Below are 25,193 nucleotides of genomic sequence, written 5' to 3'. Positions count from 1 at the left end.
CCTGCTACCTGGTATTGCCAAGTAGTACGTGATCGGTGGTCCCGCGGCGACCGTGCCACGGCGTCGTTAGTGCCGCCTAGAGAGGGCGGCCCGCGGCGAGCTCGGCCACCAGCGCACGGACCACCGGCTCCAGCTCGCCCGCGTTGCGTCGCGCGACCGCGCGCTGGCGCTGGTACGACGCACCCCGCCGCAGGATCGTGCGGACCTGGTCCAGCTCGGCCGCGCAGCCCAGACGCTCCGCCACCGGCGCGAGCTCGACCAGCCACCGGCTCACCGAGTCCGTGACGAGCTCCTCGTCACCCGCGCCGTCGGTGATGACGATCGCGTCCATGCCGTAGCGCGCGGAGCGCCACTTGTTCTCCTGGACGAACCACGGCGGCATGGTGGGCAAGGGCTCGCCCGCGTCGATCATGGACGAGAAGTGCTCCACCAGGCAGTGGGTGAACGCGCTGATCGCCGTGACCTCGAGCAGGCTCGCGGCGCCGTCGGCGATGCGCATCTCGAGCGTGCCGAAGCGGGGGGACGGGCGGATGTCCCACCGGACCTCGTTGACCTGGTCGATCACGCCGGTGTGCATCATGTCGCCGACGTACTGCTCCAGCTGCTCCCACCGCTCGAACTGCGGCGGCAGGCCGGCCGTCGGCAGCTGCTGGAAGAGCAGCGCGCGGTTCGACGCGTAGCCGGTGTCCTTGCCGCCCCAGAACGGCGACGACGCCGACAGCGACTGGATGTGCGGGAACACCGTGAGCATCGCGCGGCTCAGCGGCAGGACCTTGTCGCGGTCCTCGACGCCCACGTGGACGTGCACGCCGTAGATGAGCATCTGACGGCCCCACCACTGCGTGCGGTCGATGAGCGTGGCGTACCGCTGCTTGTCGGTCACGCGCTGGTGCGCCCAGTTGGCGAACGGGTGGGTCCCGGCGCCCATGAGCTCGATACGCAGGGGGCGCGCGGCGGCGGCGACCTCGTCGAGGGCGCGCTGCAGGTCCGCCCCGGCCTCGCCGACGGTGCGGCACTTGCCCGACGACACCTCGACCGTGTTGAGCAGCAGCTCGGACGTGATGTGCGGGTGGTCGCTGCCGTCGGCAGGCTGCACCGCGGCGAAGATCGCCTGCGCCGCCTGCCGCAGGTCGCCCGAGTCGGCGTCGACCAGGGCCACCTCCCACTCGATGCCGACCGTCGACCGCTCGGAGACGGCGAACGGCAGGGTCACCGGCGCGGCCATCAGACCGGCTCCACGACGAGCACGCGCTGCTGCCCGGCGACGCGCGTGAGGACGACCGTGCTCTCGGTGCCGCCGCGCAGGTCCAGCTGGCGGCGCAGCGTCTCGGGGGTGACGGCCGTGCCGCGCTTCTTGATCGTCAGCCGCCCGACGTCCCGCTCCCGCAGGTAGGTGCGCAGGCGCTTGAGCCCGAACGGCAGGTCGTCGAGCACGCGGTAGGCCGTGGCCAGCGGCTGCCAGGCGGCACGGTCGGCGAGGGCGTCGGAGGTCACGTAGGCGATCGTGGGGTCCACGAGCCGGCCGTGCACGCGGTGCGCGACCGTGCCGACCAGGCCGGCGCGGATCACCGCGCCGTCGGGCTCGTACAGGTAGCCGCCGACCGGCCCGACGGGCGGTGCGTCGTCGTCCCCGTCGGGGTCGGCACGCAGGACGTGCGCGCTGCCGTCGCGCAGGACGAGCGCGGAGCGTCCCGGGCCGTCGGGAGCCAGCGGGCCGAACCACAGCCCGAGCTCCACGACCTCGCCGCCGGACGACACCCACTGCGCCTCGGCGTCGTGCGGCAGGTCGCGGTGCGCGAGGCCGGGACCCAGCTTGAGCCCGAGCGCGGGGACCGTGCCGCGCACGGCGAGGACCTCGTCGAGGGGCGGGGAGTAGGCCCGCGGGTCGAACACCCGCCGGCCGGTGCCCGTGCGGCGTGCGGGGTCGGCGTAGACGCCGTCGACGCCCTCGGCGGCCAGGTCGAGCGCCAGCCCGTCGCCCATGCGGACCTCGACCTCGGGGAACGCGCGCAGGTTGACGGTCGCCAGTGCTGCGGTCGTCTCGTCGACGTCGGTCGCCAGCACCCGGATGCCGATGCCTGCCATCGCCAGGGCGTCGGCGCCCAGGCCGCACGTCAGGTCGGCCACGTACCGGCATCCGGCATCGCGGTACCGGCGCGCGTGGTGCGCGGCGACCTCGAGGCGCGTGGCCTGCTCGAGGCCCGCGACGGTGAAGAGCATGCCGTCGGCGAACTCGCCGAGCTTGGCGCGGGCCTTGGCGCGCAGCCGCGACTGCGTGAGCGCGGCCGCGACGAGCGCGGGATCGAGCCCGTCCTTCTGCAGCCGCTCGGCGAGCGGCAGCGCGAGCCGCTCGTCGTACGGCGGCAGCGCCTGCAGGAGCGCCCAGCCGTCGGGACTGAGCAGCTTGACCAGCCCGGCGTCGTCCACGCCACCACCTTCCCACGTCACGGCCCGCCCGCTCACCACGCGCCGCCGACATGCTTCGGCAGGCGGCACGGCGGCACCAGTTCTGGCACTCGGGTTGACCGAGTGCTAACGCCTTCCTAGAGTGAGGAACTGGCACTCTCCCCGTGAGGGTGCCAACCGCTCCCGTGGCCCGGCTCCCGCGACGACGGCGCGACGGTGCGGCGCAGACTCCTGAACTACTCACATGCGAAGGGGAGGTCCGCTGTGTCGGTCTCCATCAAGCCCCTCGAGGACCGCATCGTCGTCAAGGCCCTCGAGGCCGAGACGACGACCGCGTCGGGTCTCGTCATCCCGGACAGCGCCAAGGAGAAGCCCCAGGAGGGCGAGGTCCTGGCGGTCGGCCCCGGTCGTATCGACGACAAGGGCAACCGCGTGCCGCTGGACGTGGCCGTGGGTGACAAGGTCATCTACTCGAAGTACGGCGGCACCGAGGTCAAGTACAGCGGCGAGGAGTACCTCATCCTCTCCGCTCGCGACATCCTCGCGGTCGTCGCCTGACGTACAGCTGTCCCGGCCGGGGACGCGTCCCCGGCACGACGAAGGCCCCCTCCCTCGGGAGGGGGCCTTCGTCGTGCTCGGGAGGATCAGGCGGTGACGCGGCGTCCGGCGCGCTCGGCGAGGACCGCGGCACGCTCCTCCTCGGACAGCCCGCCCCACACGCCGTAGGGCTCGCGGACGGCGAGGGACTGCTCGCGGCACTCCTTGAGCACGGGGCACGTGGCGCAGATGGCCTTCGCTGCCTCCGCACGGCGGCGCCGGGCCGAGCCGCGCTCGCCCTCCGGGTGGAAGAAGAGATCCTGGTCCGCGTCGCGGCAGGCACCCTCGAACTGCCACTCCCACAGGTCCATCACCGGTCCGGGGAGACGCGAGATCTCGGCCATGTGTTCCTCCTTGGCTCCTGCGTGGTCGTCCTGCGGCGCCGGCCGGACGAAAGTCGGTGGTCTCCGCGGTTCCCCGTGGCGACGTGACGCCACGCTACAACCGCTTCAGAAGTTGTTCAAGACCCACTTTCTGACGCGATCGTGTGAAACGGTGCCTGGCGCGATCTGGACGTCGGTGCAGGACGCGTGTCCGCGGTGGTGGCCGACGCGCGGGGAGAGGACGTCGGATCGCGTCACACTGCTGGCACAATCGCTTCATGGTCCCCGCAGCAGACGAGACCGCGGCCGGATCGGTCGACCCGCAGGGCGCGTCCGCGCCCGCCGGTCGCCCGGACGCGCCCGCGGCTCGCGACGCGGACCGCGCGCAGGTGCCGAGCGGGCCCGCGCTCACCGTCGCCGCCGTCGCGCGCCGGCTGGGAGTGGCGCCGGCCACGCTGCGGACGTGGGACCGCCGCTACGGGCTCGGGCCCTCCGAGCACCTCGCCGGTGCCCACCGCCGCTACACGAACCAGGACCTCGAGCGGCTCCTCGTGATGCGCCGCCTCACCATCGACGGGGTCGCGCCCGCCGAGGCCGCGCGGCTCGCGCAGTCGTCGGAGGCGCCCGACGTGGCCGGAGCCGTCCCCGCGGCCGGCAGCGACGACCTCACCGGCCGCCTGCCCGTCCGGGCCGAGGCAGGAGCCGCGGCCGAGGGGTCCGGTGCCGACCACCCGCCGGTCGCGGGCGTCCCGGCCGGCGGTGCGAGCAGCGTCGCGGCCCTCGTGGACGCCGCGCTCACCGGGCGGGCGGACCGCTGCGCGGCGCTGCTGGACTCGACCGGGGTCGACGTCACGCGGTGGTGGGCCGACCGCGTGCAGCCGGCTCTCGCGGCTCTCGCGCGCCGGACCGTGGTGGAGCGCCCGGGGGTCGACGCCCGCGAGACCCTGCTGGGTGCCGTGCTGAGCGCGCTGCGCGCACGCACCGCGGCGCCGCCCCCGCCCGGCGCACCCGTGGTCCTGCTCCTTCCCGTGCCCGGCGAGCCGCGCCCCGTCCTGGCGCACGTGCTCGCGGCGGCGCTCGTCGACGGCGGTGTGGACGCGCGGCTCGTCGCCGGGCCCGTCTCGACGCGGCACGCGGGCGAGCTGGCGCTCATGACGCGCGCACGGGCCGTCGTGACGCTCTCGGAGTCGGCGGCCCCGGACCTGTCGGTCGTCGCGCGCCTCGCGCAGGAGCGCACGGACCTGCCGCAGTTCGTCATGGTGGCCGCGGCGGCCGAGGACCGCGTGCCGCTCGACCGTTCCGTGCACCGCGCGCGCACCCTCCCGGGGCTGCTCCACGAGGCCCTCGCGGCCGTCACGCAGTCTGCATCGCTGTGACCGGGTGTCATCAGACGGCGAGGCGATGACCCGTTCGCGTGACGTCATTTCACGTGTCGGCCCGCAACTGTGAGGAAACGGCGCGTTCGATTCTCGACGGTCCACCCCGAGGGCTAACGTGACGCACCGGTAACGCCGATGCAGGCATAGACCCGTGCACGCATGTGGTGTCGGGATCGGCGCGAGGAGGAACCCCATGGCTGGAGTCGTGGTTTGCCACGGCTCGGCGACCGTTCGTGAGCGGCTCGTCGTGACTTCGATCGGTGTGCCCTCGCTGGCGCCCGTCCGTGCCGCTGCGACGGCCGACGAGCTGCTGGCGCTCGCCCGCCGCATCGCCCCTACCGTCGTGCTGCTCGACGCGCACCTGCCGGGTGCCGGTCCGGCGGAGGCGATCCGACGGCTGCGCGCCGTGGCGCCCTCGGCGGCCGTCGTGCTGCTCGCCGGTCCCGAGGACGGTGAGGCGCTCGACCGTGCCCTCGCGCTCGGTGCTCGAGGGTTCCTCGCGCCCGACGTCGGGCGCGCCGAGCTCGCGGCCGTCGCCGCGCACGTGCAGGCGAGCCCCGTCTCGTCCGCGCCGCCCGGTGGAGCGGCCGTCCCGCACCCCGCCTCGCCCCTGCAGGAGGGCCACACGACGCGCACCGACGCGGGCGTCGGTGCGCGCCAGGGCGACGTGAACCCCGTGCTCACCAAGCGGGAGATCGAGGTGCTCGTCGGCATGAGCCACGGGCGGTCGAACGCCCAGATCGGCCAGGAGCTGTTCCTGTCGGAGGACACGGTCAAGACGCACGCGCGGCGGCTGTTCCGCAAGCTCGGCGCGTCCGACCGTGCCCAGGCCGTCGCCATCGGCCTGCGTCGGGGGATCATCGACTGAGCGGGCGTCCCGGCGCCGTCGTCCGCCCCGTATCCTGAGGTGATGACGGCGCCCGACTTCTCCACGTCTCCCGCGGACCCGTTCGCCCGGGTCGGACTCACCTACGACGACGTCCTGCTGCTGCCCGGCGAGACGGACGTCATCCCCTCCGAGGTCGACACGACCTCACGTCTGACGCGTGAGATCACCGTGCGCGTCCCGCTGGTGTCCGCGGCCATGGACACCGTCACGGAGTCGCGCATGGCGGTCGCGATGGCGCGGCAGGGCGGCGTCGGCATCCTGCACCGCAACCTGTCGATCGCCGACCAGGCGCACCAGGTCGACGTGGTCAAGCGCTCCGAGTCCGGCATGGTCTCCGACCCCGTGACGGTCGGCCCCGACGCGACGCTCGCGGAGCTCGATGCGCTGTGCGGCACCTACCGGGTCTCCGGCCTGCCCGTCGTCGACGACGAGGGCCGCCTCCTGGGCATCATCACCAACCGGGACCTGCGCTTCGTGCCCGCCGGCGAGTTCGCCACGCGGCGCGTGCGCGACGAGATGACGTCGATGCCGCTCGTCACCGCCCCGGTCGGCATCGCGCGCGCCGACGCCGCGGCGCTGCTCGCCAAGCACAAGGTGGAGAAGCTGCCGCTCGTCGACGAGCACGGCCGGCTCGCGGGCCTCATCACGGTCAAGGACTTCGTCAAGACCGAGCAGTACCCGCACTCCACCAAGGACGCCGACGGGCGCCTCGTCGTCGGCGCCGCGATCGGGTTCTTCGGTGACGCGTGGGAGCGCGCGACCGCGCTGGTCGAGGCCGGTGTCGACGTGCTCGTCGTCGACACCGCCAACGGCCACGCGCGGCTCATGCTCGACATGGTCCGTCGCCTGAAGTCGGACCCGGCCACGCGCCACGTGCAGGTCATCGGCGGCAACGTGGCGACGCGCGCCGGCGCCCAGGCGCTGGTCGAGTCGGGTGTCGACGCCGTGAAGGTCGGCGTCGGGCCCGGCTCGATCTGCACGACGCGGGTCGTGGCCGGCGTCGGCGTGCCGCAGGTGACCGCGATCCACGACGCGTCGCAGGTGTGCCGCCCGGCCGGTGTGCCGGTGATCGGCGACGGCGGCCTGCAGTACTCCGGCGACATCGCCAAGGCGCTCGTCGCAGGTGCCGACACCGTCATGCTCGGGTCGCTGCTCGCGGGCTGCGACGAGTCGCCCGGCGACCTGGTGTTCGTCAACGGCAAGCAGTTCAAGCACTACCGCGGCATGGGGTCGCTCGGCGCGATGGCCTCGCGCGGGCGCGTCTCCTACTCCAAGGACCGCTACTTCCAGGCCGACGTGACGACGGACGAGAAGATCGTGCCCGAGGGCATCGAGGGCCAGGTGCCGTACCGGGGGCCGCTGTCGGCCGTCGCGCACCAGCTCGTCGGCGGCCTGCACCAGTCGATGTTCTACGTCGGTGCGCACACGATCCCCGAGCTGCAGCAGCGGGGCCAGTTCATCCGGATCACGCCGGCGGGGCTCAAGGAGTCGCACCCGCACGACATCCAGATGACGGTCGAGGCCCCCAACTACAGCGGGCGCTGACCCGGCCGCGCGCCGGGCCACCCGGCGCGCGCCGGTAGGCTCGTCGGGTGACCAGCGACATCGAGATCGGTAGGGGCAAGCGAGGACGCCGGGCGTACTCCTTCGACGACATCGCGGTGGTGCCCTCGCGGCGCACGCGCGACCCGGAGGAGGTGTCGGTCGGCTGGCAGATCGACGCCTACCACTTCGACCTGCCCGTGCTCGCGGCCCCCATGGACTCGGTCGTGAGCCCCGCCTCCGCGGTCGCCCTCGGACGCGCCGGTGGTGTCGGCGTGCTCGACCTCGAGGGTCTGTGGACGCGCTACGACGACCCGACCGGTCTGCTCGAGGAGATCGCCGCGCTGGACGCGTCACGCGCGACGGCCCGCATGCAGGAGATCTACGCGGCGCCGATCCGGCCCGAGCTCATCCGGGCGCGGCTGCAGGAGGTCCGTGACGCGGGCGTCGTGGTCGCCGGTGCCCTGAGCCCCCAGCGCACGCAGGAGCACTGGCGCACCGTCGTCGACGCGGGCGTCGACCTGTTCCTCATCCGGGGGACCACGGTGTCGGCCGAGCACGTCTCGGGCCGCGCCGAGCCGCTGAACCTCAAGCGCTTCATCTACGAGCTCGACGTCCCGGTGATCGTGGGCGGCGCGTCGACGTACACCGCGGCGCTGCACCTCATGCGCACGGGTGCGGCCGGTGTGCTCGTCGGCTTCGGCGGGGGAGCGGCGCACACCACGCGCGTGTCGCTGGGCATCCACGCACCCATGGCGACGGCCGTCGCCGACGTGGCCGCGGCCCGCCGCGACTACCTCGACGAGTCCGGCGGCCGGTACGTGCACGTCATCGCCGACGGCGGCGTCGGGCGCTCGGGCGACCTGGTCAAGGCCGTCGCGTGCGGTGCCGACGCGGTGATGCTCGGTGCCGCGCTCGCGCGTGCGACCGACGCGCCGGGGCGCGGGTTCCACTGGGGTCCCGAGGCGCACCACCCGCAGCTCCCGCGCGGTGAGCGCGTCGAGGTGGGCACCGTGGGCACGCTCGAGCAGATCCTGTTCGGCCCGGGTCACACGGCCGACGGCACGCTCAACCTCATCGGCGCGCTGCGCCGCGCGATGGCCACCACGGGCTACTCCGACCTGAAGGAGTTCCAGCGCATCGAGGTCGTCGTCTCGCCGTACCAGCCGCACTGACGTACGGCCGCACTCGCCCGCGCGCGGCCGGCCTCAGCGCCGGCCGCGCGGCAGCGGCGGGTCCGGCAGGTCGGGGGGTGCCGGCGCATCCCCGCGCGTCGCCGGACGGCATCACCTCACGGGACGGGCTGTGCCGCCGGGCGCTCGGCCGGAGGTGTCGTGGCACCCTGGTCGACCGGCTGCGTGCCGCGGCCCGTGCGGTGCCGGCCCAGGGGCAGCACCAGCGGCGTCCCGCTGACGGGGTCGGGGACGACGCGCGCGGCCATGCCGAACACGTCGAGCACCATCTGCTCGGTCACGACGTCCGACGGGTCCCCCTGCGCGTAGAGGCGGCCGTCCGTGAGCGCGACGAGCCGGTCGGCGTACCGCGCCGCCAGGTTGAGGTCGTGCAGGACCATGACGATCGTCGTGCCGCGGTCCCGGTTGAGGTCGACCAGCAGGTCCAGCACGTCGACCTGGTGCGCGACGTCGAGGAACGTCGTCGGCTCGTCGAGCAGCAGGACGTCCGTCTGCTGCGCGAGCGCCATGGCGATCCACACCCGCTGCCGCTGACCGCCGGAGAGCTCGTCCACCGGGCGGTCCGCGAGGTCGAGGATGTCGGTCGCGACGAGCGCCTGCTCGACGACCGCGTCGTCCTGCGCCGTCCACCGGCGGAACCAGCCCTGGTGCGGGTACCGGCCCCGGCCCACCAGGTCCGCGACCGCGATGCCCTCGGGGCACACGGGCGCCTGCGGCAGCAGCCCCAGGACCGTCGCGACGTCCCGCGACCGCATGGTGTCGATCGGCGTGCCGTCCAGCAGGACGCGCCCCGTGCGCGCGGGCAGCAGGCGTGCCATCGCGCGCAGCAGCGTGGACTTGCCGCAGCCGTTGGCACCGACGATCGCCGTGACCGCGCCGGGCGTGATCTCGAGCGTCATGTCGTGCACGACGACCCGGTCGTCGTACCCGACGGTGATGCCCTCGACCGCGAGCGTGTGGACGGGGTCCGTCACAGGGAGCCTCCGGATCGGTTGGTCCTGGCCAGCAGCCAGAGCAGGTAGGGCGCGCCCAGGACGCCGGTGACGACGCCCACGGGGAAGCGGTGCACGAGCAGGTGCTGCCCGACGAGGTCGGCGGACAGGACGAGCAGCGCGCCGACGAGCGCCGCGGGGACCAGGAGCGCGCCGGTGCCGCGCAGCAGCCGGTGCGCGATCGGCCCGGACAGGAAGGCGACGAACGCGATGGGCCCGGTCGCCGCGGTCGCGACGGCGATGACCGCGACGGCCACGAGCAGCAGCCCGAGCCGTGACCGGTCCGGGGACACCCCGAGACCCGCGGCCGCGTCGTCGCCGAGCTGCAGCGCGGGCAGGCGGCGGGCCAGCACGAGCAGGACGGGCACGAGGACCGCGAGGGCCGCGGCCAGCGGGCCCACGCCCGGCCAGAACGCCGAGTTGAGGGAGCCGGTGAGCCAGCGCAGCGCCTCGTTCGCGTCGTAGACGCCCGCGCGGGTCAGGGCGTACCCGATGACGGAGTCGAGCATGGCGCCCACGGCGATGCCGATGAGCACGAGCCGCGCGCCCTGCACGCCGCTGCGCCACGACAGCCCGTAGATCGCCGCTGCGACGGCCAGCCCGGCGACGACGGCCACCACGGACAGGGCCGCGCCCGACAGTCCGAACATCGTGATCGCGACGACGGCCGCCGCGCTCGAGCCGGCGCTCACGCCGATGATGTCGGGGCTGGCCAGCGGGTTGCGCAGCATCGTCTGGAACACGACGCCGCCCATGCCGAAGGCGACGCCCACGAGGATCCCCGTCAGGACGCGCGGGGCCCGCAGCACGCCCACGTTGAACGACGCCCCGGGCACCTGCTCGCCGAGCAGCACGCGCAGCACCTCCGCCGGGGAGGAGGACCGTTCGCCGACGCACAGCGCGAGCACGGCCACGGCGAGGACCGCCAGGACGAGCACGAGCAGCACGGTGCGGTGTCGTCGGGTCCGGGCGCGCCGGCCGCGGGCCACGACGGCGCCGGCGGCGGGGGCCGGTGCGAGCGCGGCGGTCACAGCGCCGCCACCTTGTGGCGCCGGATGATGGCGATGAACACGGGCGCGCCGAGCACCGCGGTGACGATGCCGACCTCGATCTCCTGCGGGCGTGCCACCACGCGGCCGATGACGTCGGCGGCGAGCAGCAGCGCCGCGCCGAGCGCGGCCGAGGTGGGCAGCAGCCAGCGGTGGCTCGGGCCGGTGAAGGTGCGCGCGAGGTGGGGGATCACGAGCCCGACGAAGCCGATGGGCCCGGCGACGGCGACCGCGGTCCCGCACAGCAGGACGGCCGCGGTCCCGCCGACGGCACGGATCGCGCCGACGCGCTGACCGAGCCCGACGGCCACGTCGTCGCCGAGCGCGATGGCGTCCATGCCGCGTGCGCAGCCGACCGCGAGGACCGCGCCCACGGCGAGGAAAGGCAGCACCTGGCCGATCTCCGCGAACGACGCGCGGCCCAGTGACCCGACCTGCCAGAAGCGGAACGTGTCGAGCACGTCGGTGCGCGAGAGCAGCACCATGGACACGCCCGAGCCGAGCGCTGCCGTCGTCGCGGCCCCGGCGAGCGCGAGCTTGAGCGGTGTGGCGCCCTCCCGGCCCAGCGACCCGATCGCGTAGACCAGCACCGACGCGAGCGCGGCGCCCGCGAACGCCATCCACACGTACTGCGTGAGCGTGGACAGCCCGAGCAGCATGATCCCGAGGACGACCGCGAGCGACGCCCCGGAGCTGATGCCCAGCAGCGCGGGGTCCGCGAGCGGGTTGCGCGTCAGGCCCTGCAGGACCGCGCCGCCGACGCCGAGCGCGGCGCCGACGAGCAGGCCGAGGAAGGTGCGCGCGACGCGCGAGCGCACGGCGGCCTGCGCGATGTCGGACGTGTCGGGGTGCAGCACGCCCGCGACGACGTCGGACGGACCGACGACGCGTGCGCCGAACGCGAGCGACGCGACGACGGCGAGCAGCACCGCCAGCACGCACGCGGCGAGCCCGATCGTGCGTCGACGCCGCAGGGACGCCGGCCGCCCCCCGAGGGTGGCGGCCGGCGTCCCGGGTGCGGCGGTGAGGGTCATCCGACCTGCGCGGCCGCGGCCTGGAACAGGTCGAGGTACGCGTCGAGCGCCCACGGCACCGACAGGACGGTCGGGCCCGACGTGGCCGAGGAGATCGGGTCGCCGTCGGGGACGACGACGACCGAACCGCGCGCCACGGCGGGGATCTTGTTGAGCAGCGGGTCCGCCTGGAGCGTCGCGAGCGTCGTGTCGTCGCCGTAGGTGACGAGCACGTCGACGTCGGACAGCGTGTCGGCCTGCTCGGCCGCGAGGTTGACGAAGAACTCCTCGGTGTCCCCGGCGAGCTCGACGACCGACGGCGCGGTCTGCATGCCGAGGTCCTCGAGGAGCTGGACGCGCGCGTCGAGCGGCGTGTAGACCCCGATCGTGCTCGGGTCGGCCGGGTCGATCCAGGTGTAGGCGACGGTCTTGCCCTCGACGTCGGGGCGCTCCGCGAGGGCGTCGTCGATCTGGGCCAGGACGTCGTCGACGAGCGCCTGCGCCTCGGCCTTGCGTCCGAGGGCCTCCCCGTTGATGAGCGCCATGTCCTTCCAGTTCGTCCCCCAGGCGAACTCGGGCCACGACACGGTGGGCGCGATCTGCGAGAGGGTCGTGAAGTCCTCCTCGGTCAGCCCGGAGTACGCCGCGAGCACGACGTCGGGCGCCGTGTTGTTGACGGCCTCGAACGGGATGCCGTCCGTCTCGTCGAAGAGCTCCGGCAGCGCGTCGCCGGTCGCGTCCAGCTCCTCCAGCGCCTCGTACGTCCAGGGGTGGACACCGTCGGTGTCGTTGTCGCCGTACGTCGCCTTCGCGAAGCCGACCGGCACGACGCCCAGGGCGATCGGCACGTCGTGGTTGCCCCAGTTGACGGTGGCCACCGCGGTCGGCTCCGACTCGATCGTCGTCTCCCCGAACGCGCTGGCCAGCGTGACGGGGAACGCGCCCGAGGCGTCGGCGGAGGTGGCGTCGCCGGCGGGCTCGTCCGTGCCGCCGGTGGCGCACGCGGCGAGCAGGAGCGACACGGCGGTCGCGGCGACCAGCGGTCGCAAGGCGCGGCGGGAGGGCGCAGTGCGCATGATGTCCTTCGCAGGGGGTCGCTGTCGTCGTGGGCGCGTGGACGGCCCCGACGGGCCCGCGGGAGGCGGGCTCAGTAGGTGAGGCTTACCTTACGGCATGACCCTCGGCGCGCGGGAGTGACGTATGCGACATGTCCGTCGTGCCGGTCGACGGCCCGCGGCGCGTCCCCGGTGCAGCCGGGGTGCCCGGCGTACGCTGACGCGATGGCGCACGAGCATGCCGACCTGCAGGACCCGGAGACCGACCCGCTCGCCACGTACGTGCTCGAGCCGGACGACCTCCGCCCGCTCCTGGCCCGCGTGGTCGCCGGCCCCGGTCACGCGACGTCCACGTCCGTCGCCCCGTTCACCGGGGCGCCGATCGCCGCCGTGCCGCTCACGCACGTCGGCGACCTGCCCGACGCAGCCCGTCGGGCCAGGGCCGCCCAGCGCCTGTGGGCGGCGCGGCCCGTGGCCGCGCGCGCCGCGGTGCTGCTGCGCGTGCACGACCTGCTCCTCGAGCGGCAGTCGGACGTGCTCGACCTGCTCCAGGTCGAGACGGGCAAGGCACGCACGCACGCCTGGGAGGAGCTCGGCGAGGTCGCCAACACGGCGCGCTACTACGCCCTGCGCGCCCGCCGGCTGCTCGCGTCGCGTCGCGTGCGGGGCCTGACGGGCCCCTTCTCCTCGGCGCGCGTGCTGCGGCACCCGCTCGGCGTCGTCGCGATCGTCACCCCCTGGAACTACCCGCTGTCGCTCGGGCTGGGGGACGCCCTGACCGCCCTCGTCGCGGGCAACGCGGTCCTGCTGCGCGCCGACCCGCAGACGGCGCTCACGCTGCTGTGGTGCGCCGAGCTGCTCGAGGACGCGGGCCTGCCGGCCGACCTCGTGCAGGTCGTCGTCGGGGGTCCCGACGTCGGGATGGCGCTGCTCGAGCACGTCGACCAGGCCGGGTTCACCGGCTCGACGCGCTCCGGGCGCGTGTTCGCGGCGCGCGCGGGCGAGCTGGGCGTGCCGGTCACGCTCGAGCTCGGCGGCAAGAACGCGATGTACGTGGCCGCCGACGTCGACGTCGAGGCAGCCGCCGAGGGTGCGGTGCGCGCGTGCTTCGGGTCGGCCGGTCAGCTGTGCGCGAGCATCGAGCGCCTCTACGTCCACGAGGACGTGCAGGACGCGTTCGTGGCTGCCCTCGTGCGGCGCACGGCCGCGCTGCGGCTCGGGTCGGGCCTCGACTACCGCGCCGACATGGGCTCGCTCGTCGGCACCGCGCAGCTCGCGCGCGTCGTCGAGCACGTCGAGGACGCGGTCGGGCACGGCGCCACCGTCCTCGTCGGCGGCGAGCAGCGCCCGGACCTGGGTCCGTACTTCTACGAGCCGACGGTGCTGTCCGACGTGCCCCAGGCCGCTCGCGCGTACCGCGAGGAGACGTTCGGCCCCGTCGTGGCCGTGTACCCGGTGGCGTCGGACGACGAGGCCGTCGCCGCCATGAACGACTCCGAGCTCGGGCTCGTCGCCGCCGTGTGGACGCGCTCGGCGGCGCGCGGCGCGGCGCTCGCGACGCGCGTGCGTGCCGGTGCCGTGGTCGTCAACGACAGCCACCACCTGCTGTGGGGGAGCGTCGGCGCGCCGCTCGGCGGGGTCGGCGCGTCGGGGCACGGGCGGCGCCACGGTCGTGAGGGCCTGTGGGAGACGACGTGGACGCAGTCCGTCGTGGCCCAGCGCGGCGTGCACGTGGGCCGCACGGTCGGCATCCGGCAGATCCACGAGCTCGGCACCGAGGTGTGGCCGCGCGTGTTCACGCGCCTGCTGCGCGTCGAGCGGGCGCTGCGCCTGCCCTGAACGCACGAGCGACCGGGGCCCGCAGGACGGACCCCGGTCGCTCGTGGTGCGGTCAGGCGCCGACGACCTCCACCGACTGCCGCGCGATCGCCAGCTCCTCGTTGGTCGGCACGACCATCACGGTCACGCGCGAGCCGTCCGCGGAGATCACCGTCGGCTCGCTCTTGCGGCCGGCGTTGCGCTCGTGGTCGATCACGATGCCCATGCCCTCCAGCCCGCACAGGGCCCCCGCGCGCACGACGTCGTCGTTCTCGCCGACGCCCGCCGTGAAGGTGATGACGTCGACGCCGCCGAGCACCGCGTAGTAGGCGCCGACGTACTTGCGCAGGCGGTGCAGGTAGACGTCGAGCGCGAGCCGCGCGCCGGCGTCGCCCTTCTCGACGAGCTCGTGCAGGGCCCGGAAGTCGTTCACGCCCGACAGGCCCTTGATGCCCGAGCGGCGGTTGAGCAGGTCGTCGAGCTCCTCGACGCTCATGCCCGCGTTGCGGTGCAGGTGGAACAGGACGGCCGGGTCGAGGTCGCCCGAGCGCGTGCCCATGACCAGGCCCTCGAGCGGGGTCATGCCCATCGAGGTCTCGACCGCGACGCCACCGCGCACGGCCGACGCGGACGCGCCGTTGCCGAGGTGCAGCACGATCTGGTTGAGCTCCTCGAGGGGACGCCCCAGGACCCGCGCGACCTTGTCCGACACGTACTGGTGCGACGTGCCGTGCGCCCCGTAGCGGCGCACGCGGTACTTCGTGGCCACCTCGATGTCGATCGCGTACGTCGCCGCGGCGGCGGGCAGGTGGTGGAAGAACGCGGTGTCGAAGACCGCCACGTGCGGCACGTCCGGCAGCAGCGCCTGCGCGACGCGGATGCCCGTGAGGTTCGCCGGGTTGTGCAGGGGTGCCAGCGGCGACAGCTCGTCGATGTCCCGCTCGACCTTGGCGTCGACGCGCACCGGCCCGTCGAACCGGGCCCCGCCCTGGACGACGCGGTGTCCGACGGCCACGACGTGGGCGGCCGACAGGTCCGGCCCGATCTCCTCGAACAGCCCCAGGACGATCCGCAGACCCTCCGCGTGGTCCGGCACGGGCAGCTCGCGGCGCGTCGTGACGCCGTGGGCGACGTGCTTGACGGCGCCTGTGCTCTCGCCGATCTGCTCGACCAGGCCGGAGGCGACGGCCCGGCCGTCGTCCGGGGTGACCAGCTGGTACTTGATCGACGACGAGCCGGAGTTGATGACCAGCACGCTCGCGCGCGGCTGGTCCGACGGGGTGGACGTGCTCATCGTGCTCATGCCTCCGGTGTCGTGACGGTGCCGGGCTCCCCGGCGGCGACGGAGGCCTGGTCGAGCGCCTGCGCCTGGATCGCGGTGATCGCGACGGTGTTGACGATGTCCTGCACGAGCGCACCCCGTGACAGGTCGTTGACGGGCTTGCGCAGCCCCTGCAGGACCGGGCCGATGGCGACGGCGCCGGCCGAGCGCTGCACGGCCTTGTACGTGTTGTTGCCGGTGTTGAGGTCGGGGAACACCAGGACGGTCGCCCGTCCCGCGACGGCCGAGTCCGGCATCTTGGTCATCGCGACCGACGCGTCCACGGCGGCGTCGTACTGGATCGGGCCCTCGACGGACAGGTCGGGACGCCGCTCGCGGACCAGCCGCGTGGCCTCGCGGACCTTCTCGACGTCCGCACCCGAGCCGGACTCGCCGGTCGAGTAGGAGAGCATCGCGATGAGCGGCTCGATGCCGAACTGCACGGCGGTGGCGGCCGAGGAGATCGCGATGTCGGCGAGCTGCTCGGCGGTCGGGTCGGGGATGACGGCGCAGTCCGCGTAGACGAGCACCCGGTCCTCGAGGCACATGAGGAAGCAGCTCGACACGCTGTTCACGCCGGGCGTCGTCTTGATGATCTCGAAGGCGGGCTTGATGGTGTGCGCGGTCGTGTGCAGGGCGCCGGACACCATGCCGTCGGCCATGCCGAGCTGGACCATCAGCGTGCCGAAGTACGAGACCGAGGAGACGATCTCGCGCGCCCGCTCGACGGTCATGCCCTTGTGGCGGCGCAGCTCGGTGTAGACCTCGGCGAACCGCTCGAGGGTCGCGCCGTTCTTGGGGTCGAGGACCTGCGCACCGTCGAGGTCGAGCCCGAGCTCGGTCGCCCGCGCACGGATCGCCGTCTCGTCGCCGAGGATCGTCAGGTCGGCCACCTGGCGCTGCAGGAGCGTGGAGGCCGCCCGCAGGATGCGGTCGTCGTTGCCCTCCGGGAGGACCACGTGCTTGCGGTGCGAGCGCGCGCGGTCGAGCAGCGTGTACTCGAACATGAGCGGGGTCACCACGCCGGGGCGCGGGACGGCCAGCATCGCGAGCAGCTCGGACCCGTCGACGTGCTGCTCGAACAGCGCGAGCGCGACGTCCACCTTGCGCTGCGCGTCGTGCGTCAGCCGCCCGCGGGTCGCGGCCGCGGCGCTCGCGGAGCGGAACGTGCCCAGGGACGTCGTGATGAGCGGCAGGCGCGAGCCGAGGCCCGCGACGAGGCGCTCGATGGAGGGGGCGGGCGTGAGCCCGCCGTTGAGGATCAGGCCCGCGAGCGACGGGAAGCCCTCGGCCTGGTGCGCCATGAGCAGGCCCAGCAGCACGTCGGCGCGGTCGCCCGGGGTGATGACGACGGCACCGTCCTGCAGCCGGTCCAGCAGGTGCTCGATCGACATGGCGCCGACCAGCACGTCGAGCACCTCGCGGCCCAGCAGCTCCTCGTCGCCGCCGGTCAGCGTGCCGCCGACCGCGTGCATGAGCTGGCGCAGCGTGGGGGCGTACAGCAGGGGGGAGTCGGGTACCGCCCAGACGGGGACCTCGCCGGCGAGCGCCGCGCGCACCTGGTCGAGCGAGGCGGGGTCGCAGCGGTTGGCGATGACCGAGACGACCTGGGCGTGGTTCGCCACGATCTCCGTCGTCGCGACGTCGACGGCGTGGTGCACGTCCTCGAGCGAGCGCTGCGCACCGTTGACCACGAGCAGGACGGGCGCACCGAGGTTCGCCGCGATCCGCGCGTTGTAGGCGAGCTCGGTGGGCCCGGCGACGTCGGTGTAGTCGGTGCCGACCACCACGACGGCGTCGCAGCGGCGCCCCACGTCGTGGAACCGCGACACGATCCGCGACAGCGCGGCCTCGGGGTCGTCGATCACCTCGTCGTACGTCGCCCCGACGGCGTCCTCGTAGGCGATGTCGACGCCGTCGTGCTCGAGCAGCAGCTCGAGGACGTAGTCCCGCTCCTCGGTCGACCGTGCGACGGGGCGGAAGACGCCGACGCGCTGCACCGTGCGCGTCAGCAGGTCGACGAGACCCAGGGCGACGACGGACTTGCCCGTGTCACCCTCGGCCGACATGACGTAGATCGTCCTGGCCACTGTGCTGCTCACTCTCCTGGCCCCGGTGGGGGCACGTGGTCCTCCGGTCGCGTCCGGGCGGGTGGGCCCGGACGCGACCGCTGGCAAGCCTGCTACTCGTTGTCCCCGCCCGTGTCGGCGGCGACCGGTGCGCGCGACGGCTGCGGGCCGCCCTCCTCGGTGGCGGTCTCGCCGACGTCGGGCCACACCCAGTCACGCACCTCGGGGATGTCCTCGCCGTGCGCGCGCGTGTACTGCCGGGCACGGATGCGCTCGTCGAGCATCCGCTGGCGCAGCCCCGCCTGGGACGCGCGCAGCCAGTGCACGTGGTCGATGACGTCGATGACCAGGTGGAACCGGTCGAGGTCGTTGAGCATCACCATGTCGAAGGGCGTGGTCGTCGTGCCCTCCTCCTTGTACCCGCGCACGTGCAGGTTCGCGTGCCCGTTGCGGCGGTACGTGAGGCGGTGGATGAGCCACGGGTAGCCGTGGTAGGCGAACACGATCGGCCGGTCGGCCGTGAAGATCGTGTCGAACTCCCGGTCGGACAGGCCGTGCGGGTGCTCGCGCGCGTCCTGCAGGCGCATGAGGTCCACGACGTTGACGACGCGCACCTTGAGCTGCGGCAGCTCACGGCGCAGGATGTCCGCCGCGGCGAGCACCTCGAGCGTCGGCACGTCGCCCGCGCACGCGAGGACCACGTCCGGCTCCTCGTCCTGCGCCTCCGACCCGGCCCACTCCCAGATGCCCAGGCCGCGCGTGCAGTGGGCGACCGCCTGCTCCATCGTGAGGAAGTTGGGCGCGGGCTGCTTGCCGGACACGACGACGTTGACGTACTGCCGGCTGCGCAGGCAGTGGTCGTACGTGCTCAGCAGCGTGTTCGCGTCCGGCGGCAGGTAGACCCGCACGACCTCGGCCTTCTTGTTGACCACGTGGTCGATGAAGCCCGGGTCCTGGTGGCTGAAGCCGTTGTGGTCCTGGCGCCACACGTGGCTCGACAGCAGGTAGTTGAGGCTCGCGATCGGCCGGCGCCACGGGATGTCGTTGGTGACCTTGAGCCACTTGGCGTGCTGGTTGAACATCGAGTCGACGATGTGGATGAACGCCTCGTACGACGTGAACAGCCCGTGGCGCCCCGTGAGCAGGTAGCCCTCGAGCCAGCCCTGGCACTGGTGCTCCGAGAGCATCTCCATGACGCGCCCGGCACGCTCGAGGTGCTCGTCGACCTCCGGCCCCTCGAACTCGGCGTTCCACTGCTTCGCCGTCACGTCGTACACGGCCTGCAGACGGTTCGACGCGGTCTCGTCCGGACCGAAGATCCGGAAGTTGTCGGGGTTGCGGCGGATGACCTCGGTGAGGAACTCGCCGAGCACGCGCGGCGCCTCGGCGAACGTGGCACCGGGCGCGGGAACGTCCTGCGCGTAGTCGCGGAAGTCCGGCAGGCGCAGGTCGCGCAGGAGCTGACCGCCGTTGGCGTGCGGGTTGGCGCTCATCCGCAGGTCGCCCTCGGGCGCGAGCGCCGAGACGTCGTCGTCCACGCGGCCCGTGGCGTCGAAGAGCTCGTCGGGACGGTACGACCGCAGCCAGGCCTCGAGCACCGCCAGGTGCTCGGGGGTGTCCCGCGCGTTGGCGAGCGGCACCTGGTGCGCGCGCCACGAGCCGGTCGTCTTCTTGCCGTCGATCTCCGCCGGACCCGTCCAGCCCTTGGGGGTGCGGAACACGATCATCGGGTACATGGGGCGCGTCAGGTCGCCGGTCGCCGCGCGCGCCTTGATGTCGGCGATCTCGTCGAGCACCTCGTCGAGCAGCACCGCGAACCGCCGGTGGATCGAGAGCTGGTCCTCGTCGTCGAAGCCCGCGACGAACAGGTGGGGCGTGTGCCCGTAGCCGCGCATGAGGTCGGTGAGCTCGTCGTCGGGGATGCGGGCCAGGATCGTGGGGTTCGCGATCTTGTAGCCGTTGAGGTGCAGGATCGGCAGGACGATGCCGTCCTGCTGCGGGTTGACGAACTTGTTGGAGTGCCAGCTCGTCGCCAGCGGTCCCGTCTCCGCCTCGCCGTCGCCCACGACGGCCGCCACCAGCAGGTGCGGGTTGTCGAACGCGGCGCCGTAGGCGTGGCTCAGCGCGTACCCGAGCTCACCGCCCTCGTGGATCGAGCCGGGGGTCTCCGGGGCGACGTGCGACGGGATGCCGCCGGGGAAGGAGAACTGCCGGAACAGCCGGCGCAGCCCCTCCTCGTCCTGCGTGACGTCCGAGTACACCTCGGAGTACGTCCCGTCGAGGTAGGCGCTGGCGACGAGACCGGGGCCGCCGTGGCCCGGGCCGGTGATGTAGATGGTCGACTGCTCGCGCTCGGCGACCGCACGGTTGAGGTGCGCGTACAGGAAGTTCAGGCCGGGGGTCGTGCCCCAGTGGCCGAGCAGGCGCGGCTTGACGTCGTCGCGGCTCAGCGGCCGGCGCAGCAGCGGGTTGTCGAGCAGGTAGATCTGGCCGACCGAGAGGTAGTTGGCGGCACGCCACCACTTCTCGAGGCGCTGCAGCGTCGCGTCGTCGACCTGGTCGGCGCCTCTGCGCCAGGCGGTCCGAGCCTCGCCCGCCGCGAACGACCCGGGGGCGATGGGACCGGAGCCGGCAGGCTGGTCCGCGGTGGTGGAAGTCATGGTCCCCTCCCGAGGGAAGCCGTCCGGCTGGGTCGGACCCCAGCCTTGCGTGAGGTCGTGGCGAGAGATGGGACGTCCGACCCACCTCACCTGTGCTCCTGACCACAGCCATACAAGCGCACATACAGCGTCGACGCAGGAGCACCGGACCTGCGGGGGGGTGAACAACGGCACGTCGCGACGGCCGGGAGGAGCCTGTCACGCCGGGTACCGTGAGGTGTGGCCGACACCCCCACCTCGCTGTGGCGCGCCGCGCTGCGCCCCCGCATGCTCGGCCTGCTCGTGGTGCTGCTCGCCGCCGCGGCCGTCTGCGGCCGGCTGGGCGCGTGGCAGCTCGAGCGTGCCGAGGTCCGCGGTGTCGCGTCGGCGGAACGCGAGGCGGCGCGCATCGTGACCGCGGACCCCGAGCCGCTGACCGGTCTGCTCGCTCCCGGGGAGACGTTCTCGGGCGACCTCGTCGCCCGCAAGGCGGTCGTGACCGGCACCTACGACGACGACGCGACGCTCCTGGTGACGGGCCGCGAGCACGACGGGCGCACCGACGGGTACCTGGTCCTGACGCCGCTGCGCGTCCCCACCGCCGACGGCGAGGCCGTGCTGCCCGTGGTGCGCGGCTGGTCGCCGACCGCCGACGTCGCCGCCGCACCGGCCGGCGACGTGGAGGTCGTCGGCTGGCTGCAGGTGGCGGAGGAGGCCGGGTCGGCGCTCGCCGACGGGCGCACGGACGCGATCAGCGCCGCTCAGCTGCTCGCCGCGTGGGGCGGGCCGATCTACACGGGGTACCTCGTCGTGCAGTCGAGCGACCCGCAGGACCCGGCGACGGCCGACGGCCTCGACGGGCTCGACCCGCCCACGCGCGCAGGGTCCGGGCTCAACGTCCAGAACCTCGCGTACGCGGCGCAGTGGTGGATCTTCGGCCTGTTCGCCGTGGGTCTCTGGTGGCGCCTGGTGCGCGACGAGGCGGCCGGGCGCCCCCCGCTGCCGGGCGACCAGGTGCCGCAGGACGCCGAACCGCGCGTCGACGCGACCTGAGCCCTCGCCGGCCCGGCCCGACGGGCACGCGGGACGGGCGCCGGTCCGCGGACCGGCGCCCGTCCGCTACGCGGTCTCGTGCTGCCAGGACCGCCACAGGGCCGCGTACTCGCCGTCCGCGGCGACGAGCTCGTCGTGCGGGCCGATCTCGCTGATGCGCCCCGCGTCGACCACGGCCACGCGGTCCGCGTCGTGCGCGGTGTGCAGGCGGTGGGCGATCGCGACGACCGTGCGTCCCTCGAGCACCGCGGACAGCGAGCGCTCGAGGTGCCGCGCGGCGCGCGGGTCCAGCAGCGACGTGGCCTCGTCGAGCACGAGCGTGTGCGGGTCGAGCAGCACGAGGCGCGCGAGCGCGAGCTGCTGGGCCTGCGCGGGGGTCAGCGCGGTGCCGCCCGAGCCGACCTCGGTGGCGAGCCCCTCGGGCAGTCCCTGCACCCACTCCCAGGCGTCGACGGCGCGCAGCGCGCGCTCGATCTCGGTGTCGTCCGCCTCGACCTTGGCCAGGCGCAGGTTGTCCGCGACCGTGCCGACGAACACGTGGTGCTCCTGGGTCACCAGGGCGACGTGGCCGCGCAGCTCCTCGAGCGGCAGGTCGACCAGCGGCACCCCGCCCACCGTCGCGGTCCCGCCCGTGGGCGGGTGGATGCCGGCGAGCATGCGCCCGAGCGTCGACTTGCCGGCCCCGGACGGCCCGACGACGGCCAGCCGCTCACCGGGGGCGAGGTCGAGGTCGATGCCGTGGAGCACGTCGTGGCCCTCGCGGTACGCGTACCGCAGGGCGCGCGTCGAGATCCGTTCGTCGGTCGGCTGCGCGTCCGACGCCTCGCGGTCGGTCTCGACCAGCCGGACGCCGACGATGCGCGCGAGGGCGGTCGCGGCGACCTGGATCTCGTCCACCCAGAAGATCAGCTCCCACACCGGGCCGGTCACCTGGTACGCGTACAGCACGATCGTGGTGACCGCGCCGAGCGTCACGTGCCCGGTCGACGCGAGGTAGCCGCCCCAGACGAGGACGGCGACGGGTGCGAGCACGAAGGCGAGGTCCACGCCGGGGAAGAGGATGGTGCGCAGCCGCAGCGTGGCGCGCTCCGCGTCGAACGCCTCGCGCAGGTCGTCGCGCACCTGCTGCTCGCGCGCCTCGGACAGGGCCAGGGCGTCGACCGTGCGCGCACCCTCCACCGTCTCGGTGATCGTGCCGTTGAGCACGGCGTACGCGGCGGACTCGCGCACGTACGCGGGGGTCGCGCGCCGCAGGTACCAGCGCACCATGAGCACCATCGTGGGCACCCCGACGAAGAGCCCGAGCGACACGAGCGGGTCGATGACCAGGCACGCGACCACGGTGAGCGCGATGGTCACGATGGCGACGATCACACGGGGGACGCCGAACCGGACGGCGTGCTGGAGCTTGTTCACGTCGTTGGTCGTGCGGGCCACGAGGTCCCCGGTACCGGCCCGCTCGACGACGGACAGCGGCAGCGAGGTCACGGTCTCGAGGAACTCCTCGCGCAGCTCGGCGAAGACCCGCTCGCCGAACAGCATGGAGGCCCGCTGCGCGTACCGGATCAGCCCGGTCTGCGTGAGGACGGCGACGGCACCCACCGCGACGAGGGTGTTGACGTACCGGGCGTCGGTGCCGCGGGTGACCGCGTCGACGAGCCGACCGAGCAGCAGCGGACCGGCCAGGCCCGCGACGGCCGCGAGCGTGTGCAGCGCCGCGAGCAAGCCGAGGCGGCGGCGGTGCCGGCCGAGCAGCTCGGCGGCGTAGGCGCGCACGGTCGCCGCGTCGGCGATGGGCAGCTTCACGCGGCACCTCCGGTGGACAGGTCGACGGGGGACAGGCCGTACGGGGCGTCGCCGGGCGCCGCCTCGTCGAAGGTGTCCTCGACGGGCAGGTCGTCGTCCATGCGTCGGCCGACGACGCGGCGGTACGTGGCGGCGACGTCCGGGCCCGCGGCGCCGTCGAGCAGACCCGCGTGGGTGCCGCGGGCCACGAGCGCGCCGTCCACGACCAGCTGCACCTCGTCGACGTGGTCGAGGACGAGCGGGCTCGCGGTGACCACGAGCGTCGTCCGGCCGCGGCGGGCGTCCGAGAGCCGCGCCGCGATCCGTGCCTCGGTGTGCGCGTCGACGGCGCTCGTCGGCTCGACGAGCACGAGGATCTCGGCCTCCGTGAGCAGAGCGCGTGCCAGGGCGACGCGCTGGCGCTGGCCGCCGGACAGCGACCGTCCCTTCTCCGGCAGCTCCCCGTCCAAGCCGTCGGGCACGGAGTCGAGCACGTCCTGGGCGTCGGCGAGGCCGATGGCGGCGAGCAGGTCGTCGCGTCCTGCCTGCCCGCGCACGTCCAGCCCGGCCGCGAGGCTGCCGGAGAACAGCTGGGGCATCGCCTCCGCCACGACGACGCGGCGACGCACGTCCGCCAGGGGTAGGTCGCGCAGCGGCACGCCGCCCAGCAGCACCGGCGTGCCGGCCTCCGCCTCGTCGTCGAACCGCCCCAGCCGGGTGGCGATCGCGGCCGACTCGTCGGGGTCCGCCGACACGAGGGCGACGACGCGGCCCTGCTCGAGGGTGACGCCGCTCGCCTCGTCGACGAGGGTCGACCCCGCAGGCGGCATCGTGGCGGCGCCGGGCGTCGCGCCCGCGGCGGGGACGACCCGCAGCACCGCGAGCACCTTGCGCGTCGCCACGACGGCGCGGGTCGTGGCCTGCAGGAACTCGGTCGCGTTCTGCACGGGCCAGCCGAGGAAGGCCGCGTACCCGTAGGTCGTGACGAGCTGGCCCGGGGTGATCGTGCCGTCGATCGCCATGTGGGCCCCCATCCACACGAGGGCGGTGACGAACAGGCCCGGCAGCAGCACCTGGAGCGCGTCGAGCCAGGACTGCGTGACCGCGACGTCCTCCCCGCGCTCCCGCACCAGCTGCGACTGCCGGCGGTACCGGCCCGTGAAGACCGACTCGCCCCCGATGCCGCGCAGCACGCGCAGCCCGGACACCGTGTCGGAGCCGAGCGTCGTCAGCCGTCCCGACGCCTCGCGCTGGGCCGACTGGCGTCGCTGCAGGGGCTTGACCAGCAGGCCGAGCGTCGCGGCGACGGTGGGCAGCCCGAGGAGCACGACGAGTCCGAGGGGTACGGACACCTGGAGCATGAGGACGGCGACGGCCGCGTACGCGGTCAGCGAGCCGACGAACCGGGCCGTGACGGCGAACAGGTCGCCCACCCGCAGGGCGTCGTTCGCGACGGCCGAGACGACCTCGCCCGTCGGGAGCTCCCGCGTGACCGCGTGCCCGGAACGGGCTGTGGTGCGCCCGACGAGCTGCGACGTCGTGAACGCGGCGCGCAGCCAGTTGGCGACGTCGAAGCGGTGGCCGACCGCGGACGCGGCGGCGCTGACGACGCCGAGGGTCAGCAGCGCGCCGGCGGCCTGCAGGAGGTCGGGGCCGAAGCCGTGCTGCAGCCCGCCGTCGATCGCGCGCCCGGTGAGGAACGGCAGGAACGCCTGGCAGGCGAACTGCACGACGCCGCACGACACGGCGGCGAGCAGGATGCCCCACTGCCGTCGGGCGATCCAGCCCAGGTAGGCGGCGGGACCGCGCAGCGGCGGGGTGCCGGGATCGGCGAGAGGGAGGGAGCGCACGTCGGTCCACGTTACGGGGCGGTACTGACACCGACGAGACGTTTTCCCCGGGGCGGTCGCAACGCGCGCCGCACGGACGACGGGGGTGTGCACGGCGCACCGGTGCGGGTGAACTCGGCCGGTCTGGGCCCGAGGGCCCATGCGCCGGTGGACGGGGCCGTGCAAGCAGGTCCGGCGTGAGCCGGTGGACCCTGCACCCGGGCGCCGCGGCCCGGCACGA

The 25,193-nt window shown here is 74.0% G+C and carries 19 protein-coding genes; 7 read left to right on the top strand and 12 right to left on the bottom strand.

All coding sequences use genetic code 11. The features are described 5' to 3' along the window. Positions 1-76 precede the first annotated feature (76 nt). The gene (locus tag KKR89_RS12855) at positions 77-1,225 is read right to left on the bottom strand and encodes a glutamate--cysteine ligase (RefSeq protein WP_208195795.1); all 1,149 of its coding nucleotides are present in this window, start codon (positions 1,223-1,225) and stop codon (positions 77-79) included. Continuing rightward, positions 1,225-2,427, bottom strand: a complete 1,203-nt coding sequence (locus KKR89_RS12850) for a class I SAM-dependent methyltransferase (protein WP_208195794.1) — start codon at positions 2,425-2,427, stop codon at positions 1,225-1,227. The genes KKR89_RS12855 and KKR89_RS12850 overlap by 1 nt, the downstream gene beginning before the upstream one ends. Before the next feature lie 243 nt (positions 2,428-2,670). Here KKR89_RS12850 and groES point away from each other — a divergent pair, with 243 nt between their 5' ends. After that, positions 2,671-2,964, top strand: coding sequence for a co-chaperone GroES (gene groES / locus KKR89_RS12845; RefSeq protein ID WP_191782457.1), 294 nt, complete (start codon positions 2,671-2,673; stop codon positions 2,962-2,964). An 86-nt stretch (positions 2,965-3,050) separates the two neighbouring features. Here groES and KKR89_RS12840 read toward each other — a convergent pair whose 3' ends face one another. Then, positions 3,051-3,347, bottom strand: coding sequence for a WhiB family transcriptional regulator (locus KKR89_RS12840; RefSeq protein ID WP_208195793.1), 297 nt, complete (start codon positions 3,345-3,347; stop codon positions 3,051-3,053). A 257-nt stretch (positions 3,348-3,604) separates the two neighbouring features. On the opposite strand from KKR89_RS12840, the gene KKR89_RS12835 reads away from it, so the two are divergent. The 4 genes from KKR89_RS12835 (at position 3,605) to KKR89_RS12820 (ending at position 8,311) form a co-directional block, all read left to right on the top strand. Continuing rightward, positions 3,605-4,702, top strand: a complete 1,098-nt coding sequence (locus KKR89_RS12835; RefSeq protein ID WP_208195792.1) for a MerR family transcriptional regulator — start codon at positions 3,605-3,607, stop codon at positions 4,700-4,702. Between the two features lie 196 nt (positions 4,703-4,898). After that, a complete protein-coding gene (locus tag KKR89_RS12830) occupies positions 4,899-5,573 on the top strand; it encodes a response regulator transcription factor (protein ID WP_208195791.1) in 675 nt (224 codons plus the stop codon). Positions 5,574-5,615: 42 nt separating this feature from the next. Continuing rightward, positions 5,616-7,139, top strand: a complete 1,524-nt coding sequence (guaB, locus tag KKR89_RS12825) for an IMP dehydrogenase (RefSeq protein WP_208195790.1) — start codon at positions 5,616-5,618, stop codon at positions 7,137-7,139. 47 nt (positions 7,140-7,186) lie between these two features. Further along, the gene (locus KKR89_RS12820; RefSeq protein ID WP_191782467.1) at positions 7,187-8,311 is read left to right on the top strand and encodes a GuaB3 family IMP dehydrogenase-related protein; all 1,125 of its coding nucleotides are present in this window, start codon (positions 7,187-7,189) and stop codon (positions 8,309-8,311) included. A 116-nt stretch (positions 8,312-8,427) separates the two neighbouring features. On the opposite strand, the gene KKR89_RS12815 is transcribed toward KKR89_RS12820, so the two are convergent. The 4 genes from KKR89_RS12815 to KKR89_RS12800 are packed head-to-tail and all read right to left on the bottom strand — an operon-like array spanning position 8,428 to position 12,459. Continuing rightward, positions 8,428-9,303 carry an ABC transporter ATP-binding protein gene (locus tag KKR89_RS12815; RefSeq protein WP_372438566.1) on the bottom strand — a complete coding sequence of 292 codons (876 nt, stop codon included), beginning with the start codon at positions 9,301-9,303 and terminating at the stop codon, positions 8,428-8,430. Continuing rightward, the gene (locus KKR89_RS12810; protein WP_208195789.1) at positions 9,300-10,352 is read right to left on the bottom strand and encodes a FecCD family ABC transporter permease; all 1,053 of its coding nucleotides are present in this window, start codon (positions 10,350-10,352) and stop codon (positions 9,300-9,302) included. Before KKR89_RS12810 ends, KKR89_RS12815 begins: the two co-directional genes overlap by 4 nt. Then, the gene (locus tag KKR89_RS12805; RefSeq protein ID WP_208195788.1) at positions 10,349-11,404 is read right to left on the bottom strand and encodes a FecCD family ABC transporter permease; all 1,056 of its coding nucleotides are present in this window, start codon (positions 11,402-11,404) and stop codon (positions 10,349-10,351) included. The genes KKR89_RS12810 and KKR89_RS12805 overlap by 4 nt, the downstream gene beginning before the upstream one ends. Next, complete coding sequence (locus KKR89_RS12800) at positions 11,401-12,459, bottom strand: ABC transporter substrate-binding protein (RefSeq protein WP_208195787.1); 1,059 nt, start codon at positions 12,457-12,459, stop codon at positions 11,401-11,403. The genes KKR89_RS12805 and KKR89_RS12800 overlap by 4 nt, the downstream gene beginning before the upstream one ends. 204 nt (positions 12,460-12,663) lie before the next feature. Here KKR89_RS12800 and KKR89_RS12795 point away from each other — a divergent pair, with 204 nt between their 5' ends. Then, on the top strand, positions 12,664-14,277 hold the full coding sequence (locus tag KKR89_RS12795) for a succinic semialdehyde dehydrogenase (RefSeq protein WP_208195786.1): 1,614 nt from the start codon (positions 12,664-12,666) through the stop codon (positions 14,275-14,277). 52 nt (positions 14,278-14,329) lie between these two features. Here KKR89_RS12795 and KKR89_RS12790 read toward each other — a convergent pair whose 3' ends face one another. The 3 genes from KKR89_RS12790 to KKR89_RS12780 all read right to left on the bottom strand — a co-directional run bounded on the left by KKR89_RS12790 (position 14,330) and on the right by KKR89_RS12780 (position 20,306). After that, positions 14,330-15,550 (bottom strand): acetate/propionate family kinase, encoded by a 1,221-nt coding sequence (locus KKR89_RS12790; RefSeq protein WP_208196353.1) that lies wholly within the window; start codon positions 15,548-15,550, stop codon positions 14,330-14,332. A gap of 5 nt (positions 15,551-15,555) precedes the next feature. Further along, positions 15,556-17,667, bottom strand: a complete 2,112-nt coding sequence (gene pta / locus KKR89_RS12785; protein ID WP_208196352.1) for a phosphate acetyltransferase — start codon at positions 17,665-17,667, stop codon at positions 15,556-15,558. Between the two features lie 92 nt (positions 17,668-17,759). Next, positions 17,760-20,306 (bottom strand): phosphoketolase family protein, encoded by a 2,547-nt coding sequence (locus KKR89_RS12780; protein WP_243882247.1) that lies wholly within the window; start codon positions 20,304-20,306, stop codon positions 17,760-17,762. A 219-nt stretch (positions 20,307-20,525) separates the two neighbouring features. On the opposite strand from KKR89_RS12780, the gene KKR89_RS12775 reads away from it, so the two are divergent. After that, the gene (locus KKR89_RS12775) at positions 20,526-21,338 is read left to right on the top strand and encodes an SURF1 family protein (protein ID WP_208195683.1); all 813 of its coding nucleotides are present in this window, start codon (positions 20,526-20,528) and stop codon (positions 21,336-21,338) included. Positions 21,339-21,404: 66 nt separating this feature from the next. On the opposite strand, the gene KKR89_RS12770 is transcribed toward KKR89_RS12775, so the two are convergent. Both KKR89_RS12770 and KKR89_RS12765 read right to left on the bottom strand, forming a co-directional pair. After that, complete coding sequence (locus KKR89_RS12770; protein ID WP_208195682.1) at positions 21,405-23,144, bottom strand: ABC transporter ATP-binding protein; 1,740 nt, start codon at positions 23,142-23,144, stop codon at positions 21,405-21,407. Next, positions 23,141-24,973, bottom strand: a complete 1,833-nt coding sequence (locus KKR89_RS12765; RefSeq protein ID WP_251140887.1) for an ABC transporter ATP-binding protein — start codon at positions 24,971-24,973, stop codon at positions 23,141-23,143. The genes KKR89_RS12770 and KKR89_RS12765 overlap by 4 nt, the downstream gene beginning before the upstream one ends. Positions 24,974-25,193 lie beyond the last annotated feature (220 nt).

The organism is Cellulomonas dongxiuzhuiae (genome assembly GCF_018623035.1).
GTDB classification, from domain to species: domain Bacteria; phylum Actinomycetota; class Actinomycetes; order Actinomycetales; family Cellulomonadaceae; genus Cellulomonas; species Cellulomonas dongxiuzhuiae.
Note: the sequence above shows the minus strand (reverse complement) of the source record. Positions and strands in the feature narration are given on the sequence as shown.

Excerpts from the sequence above, each read along its gene's own strand:
- KKR89_RS12855 (WP_208195795.1), bottom strand. The coding sequence starts at position 1,225 with ATGGCCGCGCCGGTGACCCTGCCGTTCGCCGTCTCCGAGCGGTCGACG.
- KKR89_RS12840 (WP_208195793.1), bottom strand. The coding sequence starts at position 3,347 with ATGGCCGAGATCTCGCGTCTCCCCGGACCGGTGATGGACCTGTGGGAG.
- KKR89_RS12835 (WP_208195792.1), top strand. The coding sequence starts at position 3,605 with ATGGTCCCCGCAGCAGACGAGACCGCGGCCGGATCGGTCGACCCGCAG.
- KKR89_RS12830 (WP_208195791.1), top strand. The coding sequence starts at position 4,899 with ATGGCTGGAGTCGTGGTTTGCCACGGCTCGGCGACCGTTCGTGAGCGG.
- guaB (WP_208195790.1), top strand. The coding sequence starts at position 5,616 with ATGACGGCGCCCGACTTCTCCACGTCTCCCGCGGACCCGTTCGCCCGG.
- KKR89_RS12805 (WP_208195788.1), bottom strand. The coding sequence starts at position 11,404 with ATGACCCTCACCGCCGCACCCGGGACGCCGGCCGCCACCCTCGGGGGG.
- KKR89_RS12800 (WP_208195787.1), bottom strand. The coding sequence starts at position 12,459 with ATGCGCACTGCGCCCTCCCGCCGCGCCTTGCGACCGCTGGTCGCCGCG.
- KKR89_RS12795 (WP_208195786.1), top strand. The coding sequence starts at position 12,664 with ATGGCGCACGAGCATGCCGACCTGCAGGACCCGGAGACCGACCCGCTC.
- KKR89_RS12790 (WP_208196353.1), bottom strand. The coding sequence starts at position 15,550 with ATGAGCACGTCCACCCCGTCGGACCAGCCGCGCGCGAGCGTGCTGGTC.
- KKR89_RS12780 (WP_243882247.1), bottom strand. The coding sequence starts at position 20,306 with ATGACTTCCACCACCGCGGACCAGCCTGCCGGCTCCGGTCCCATCGCC.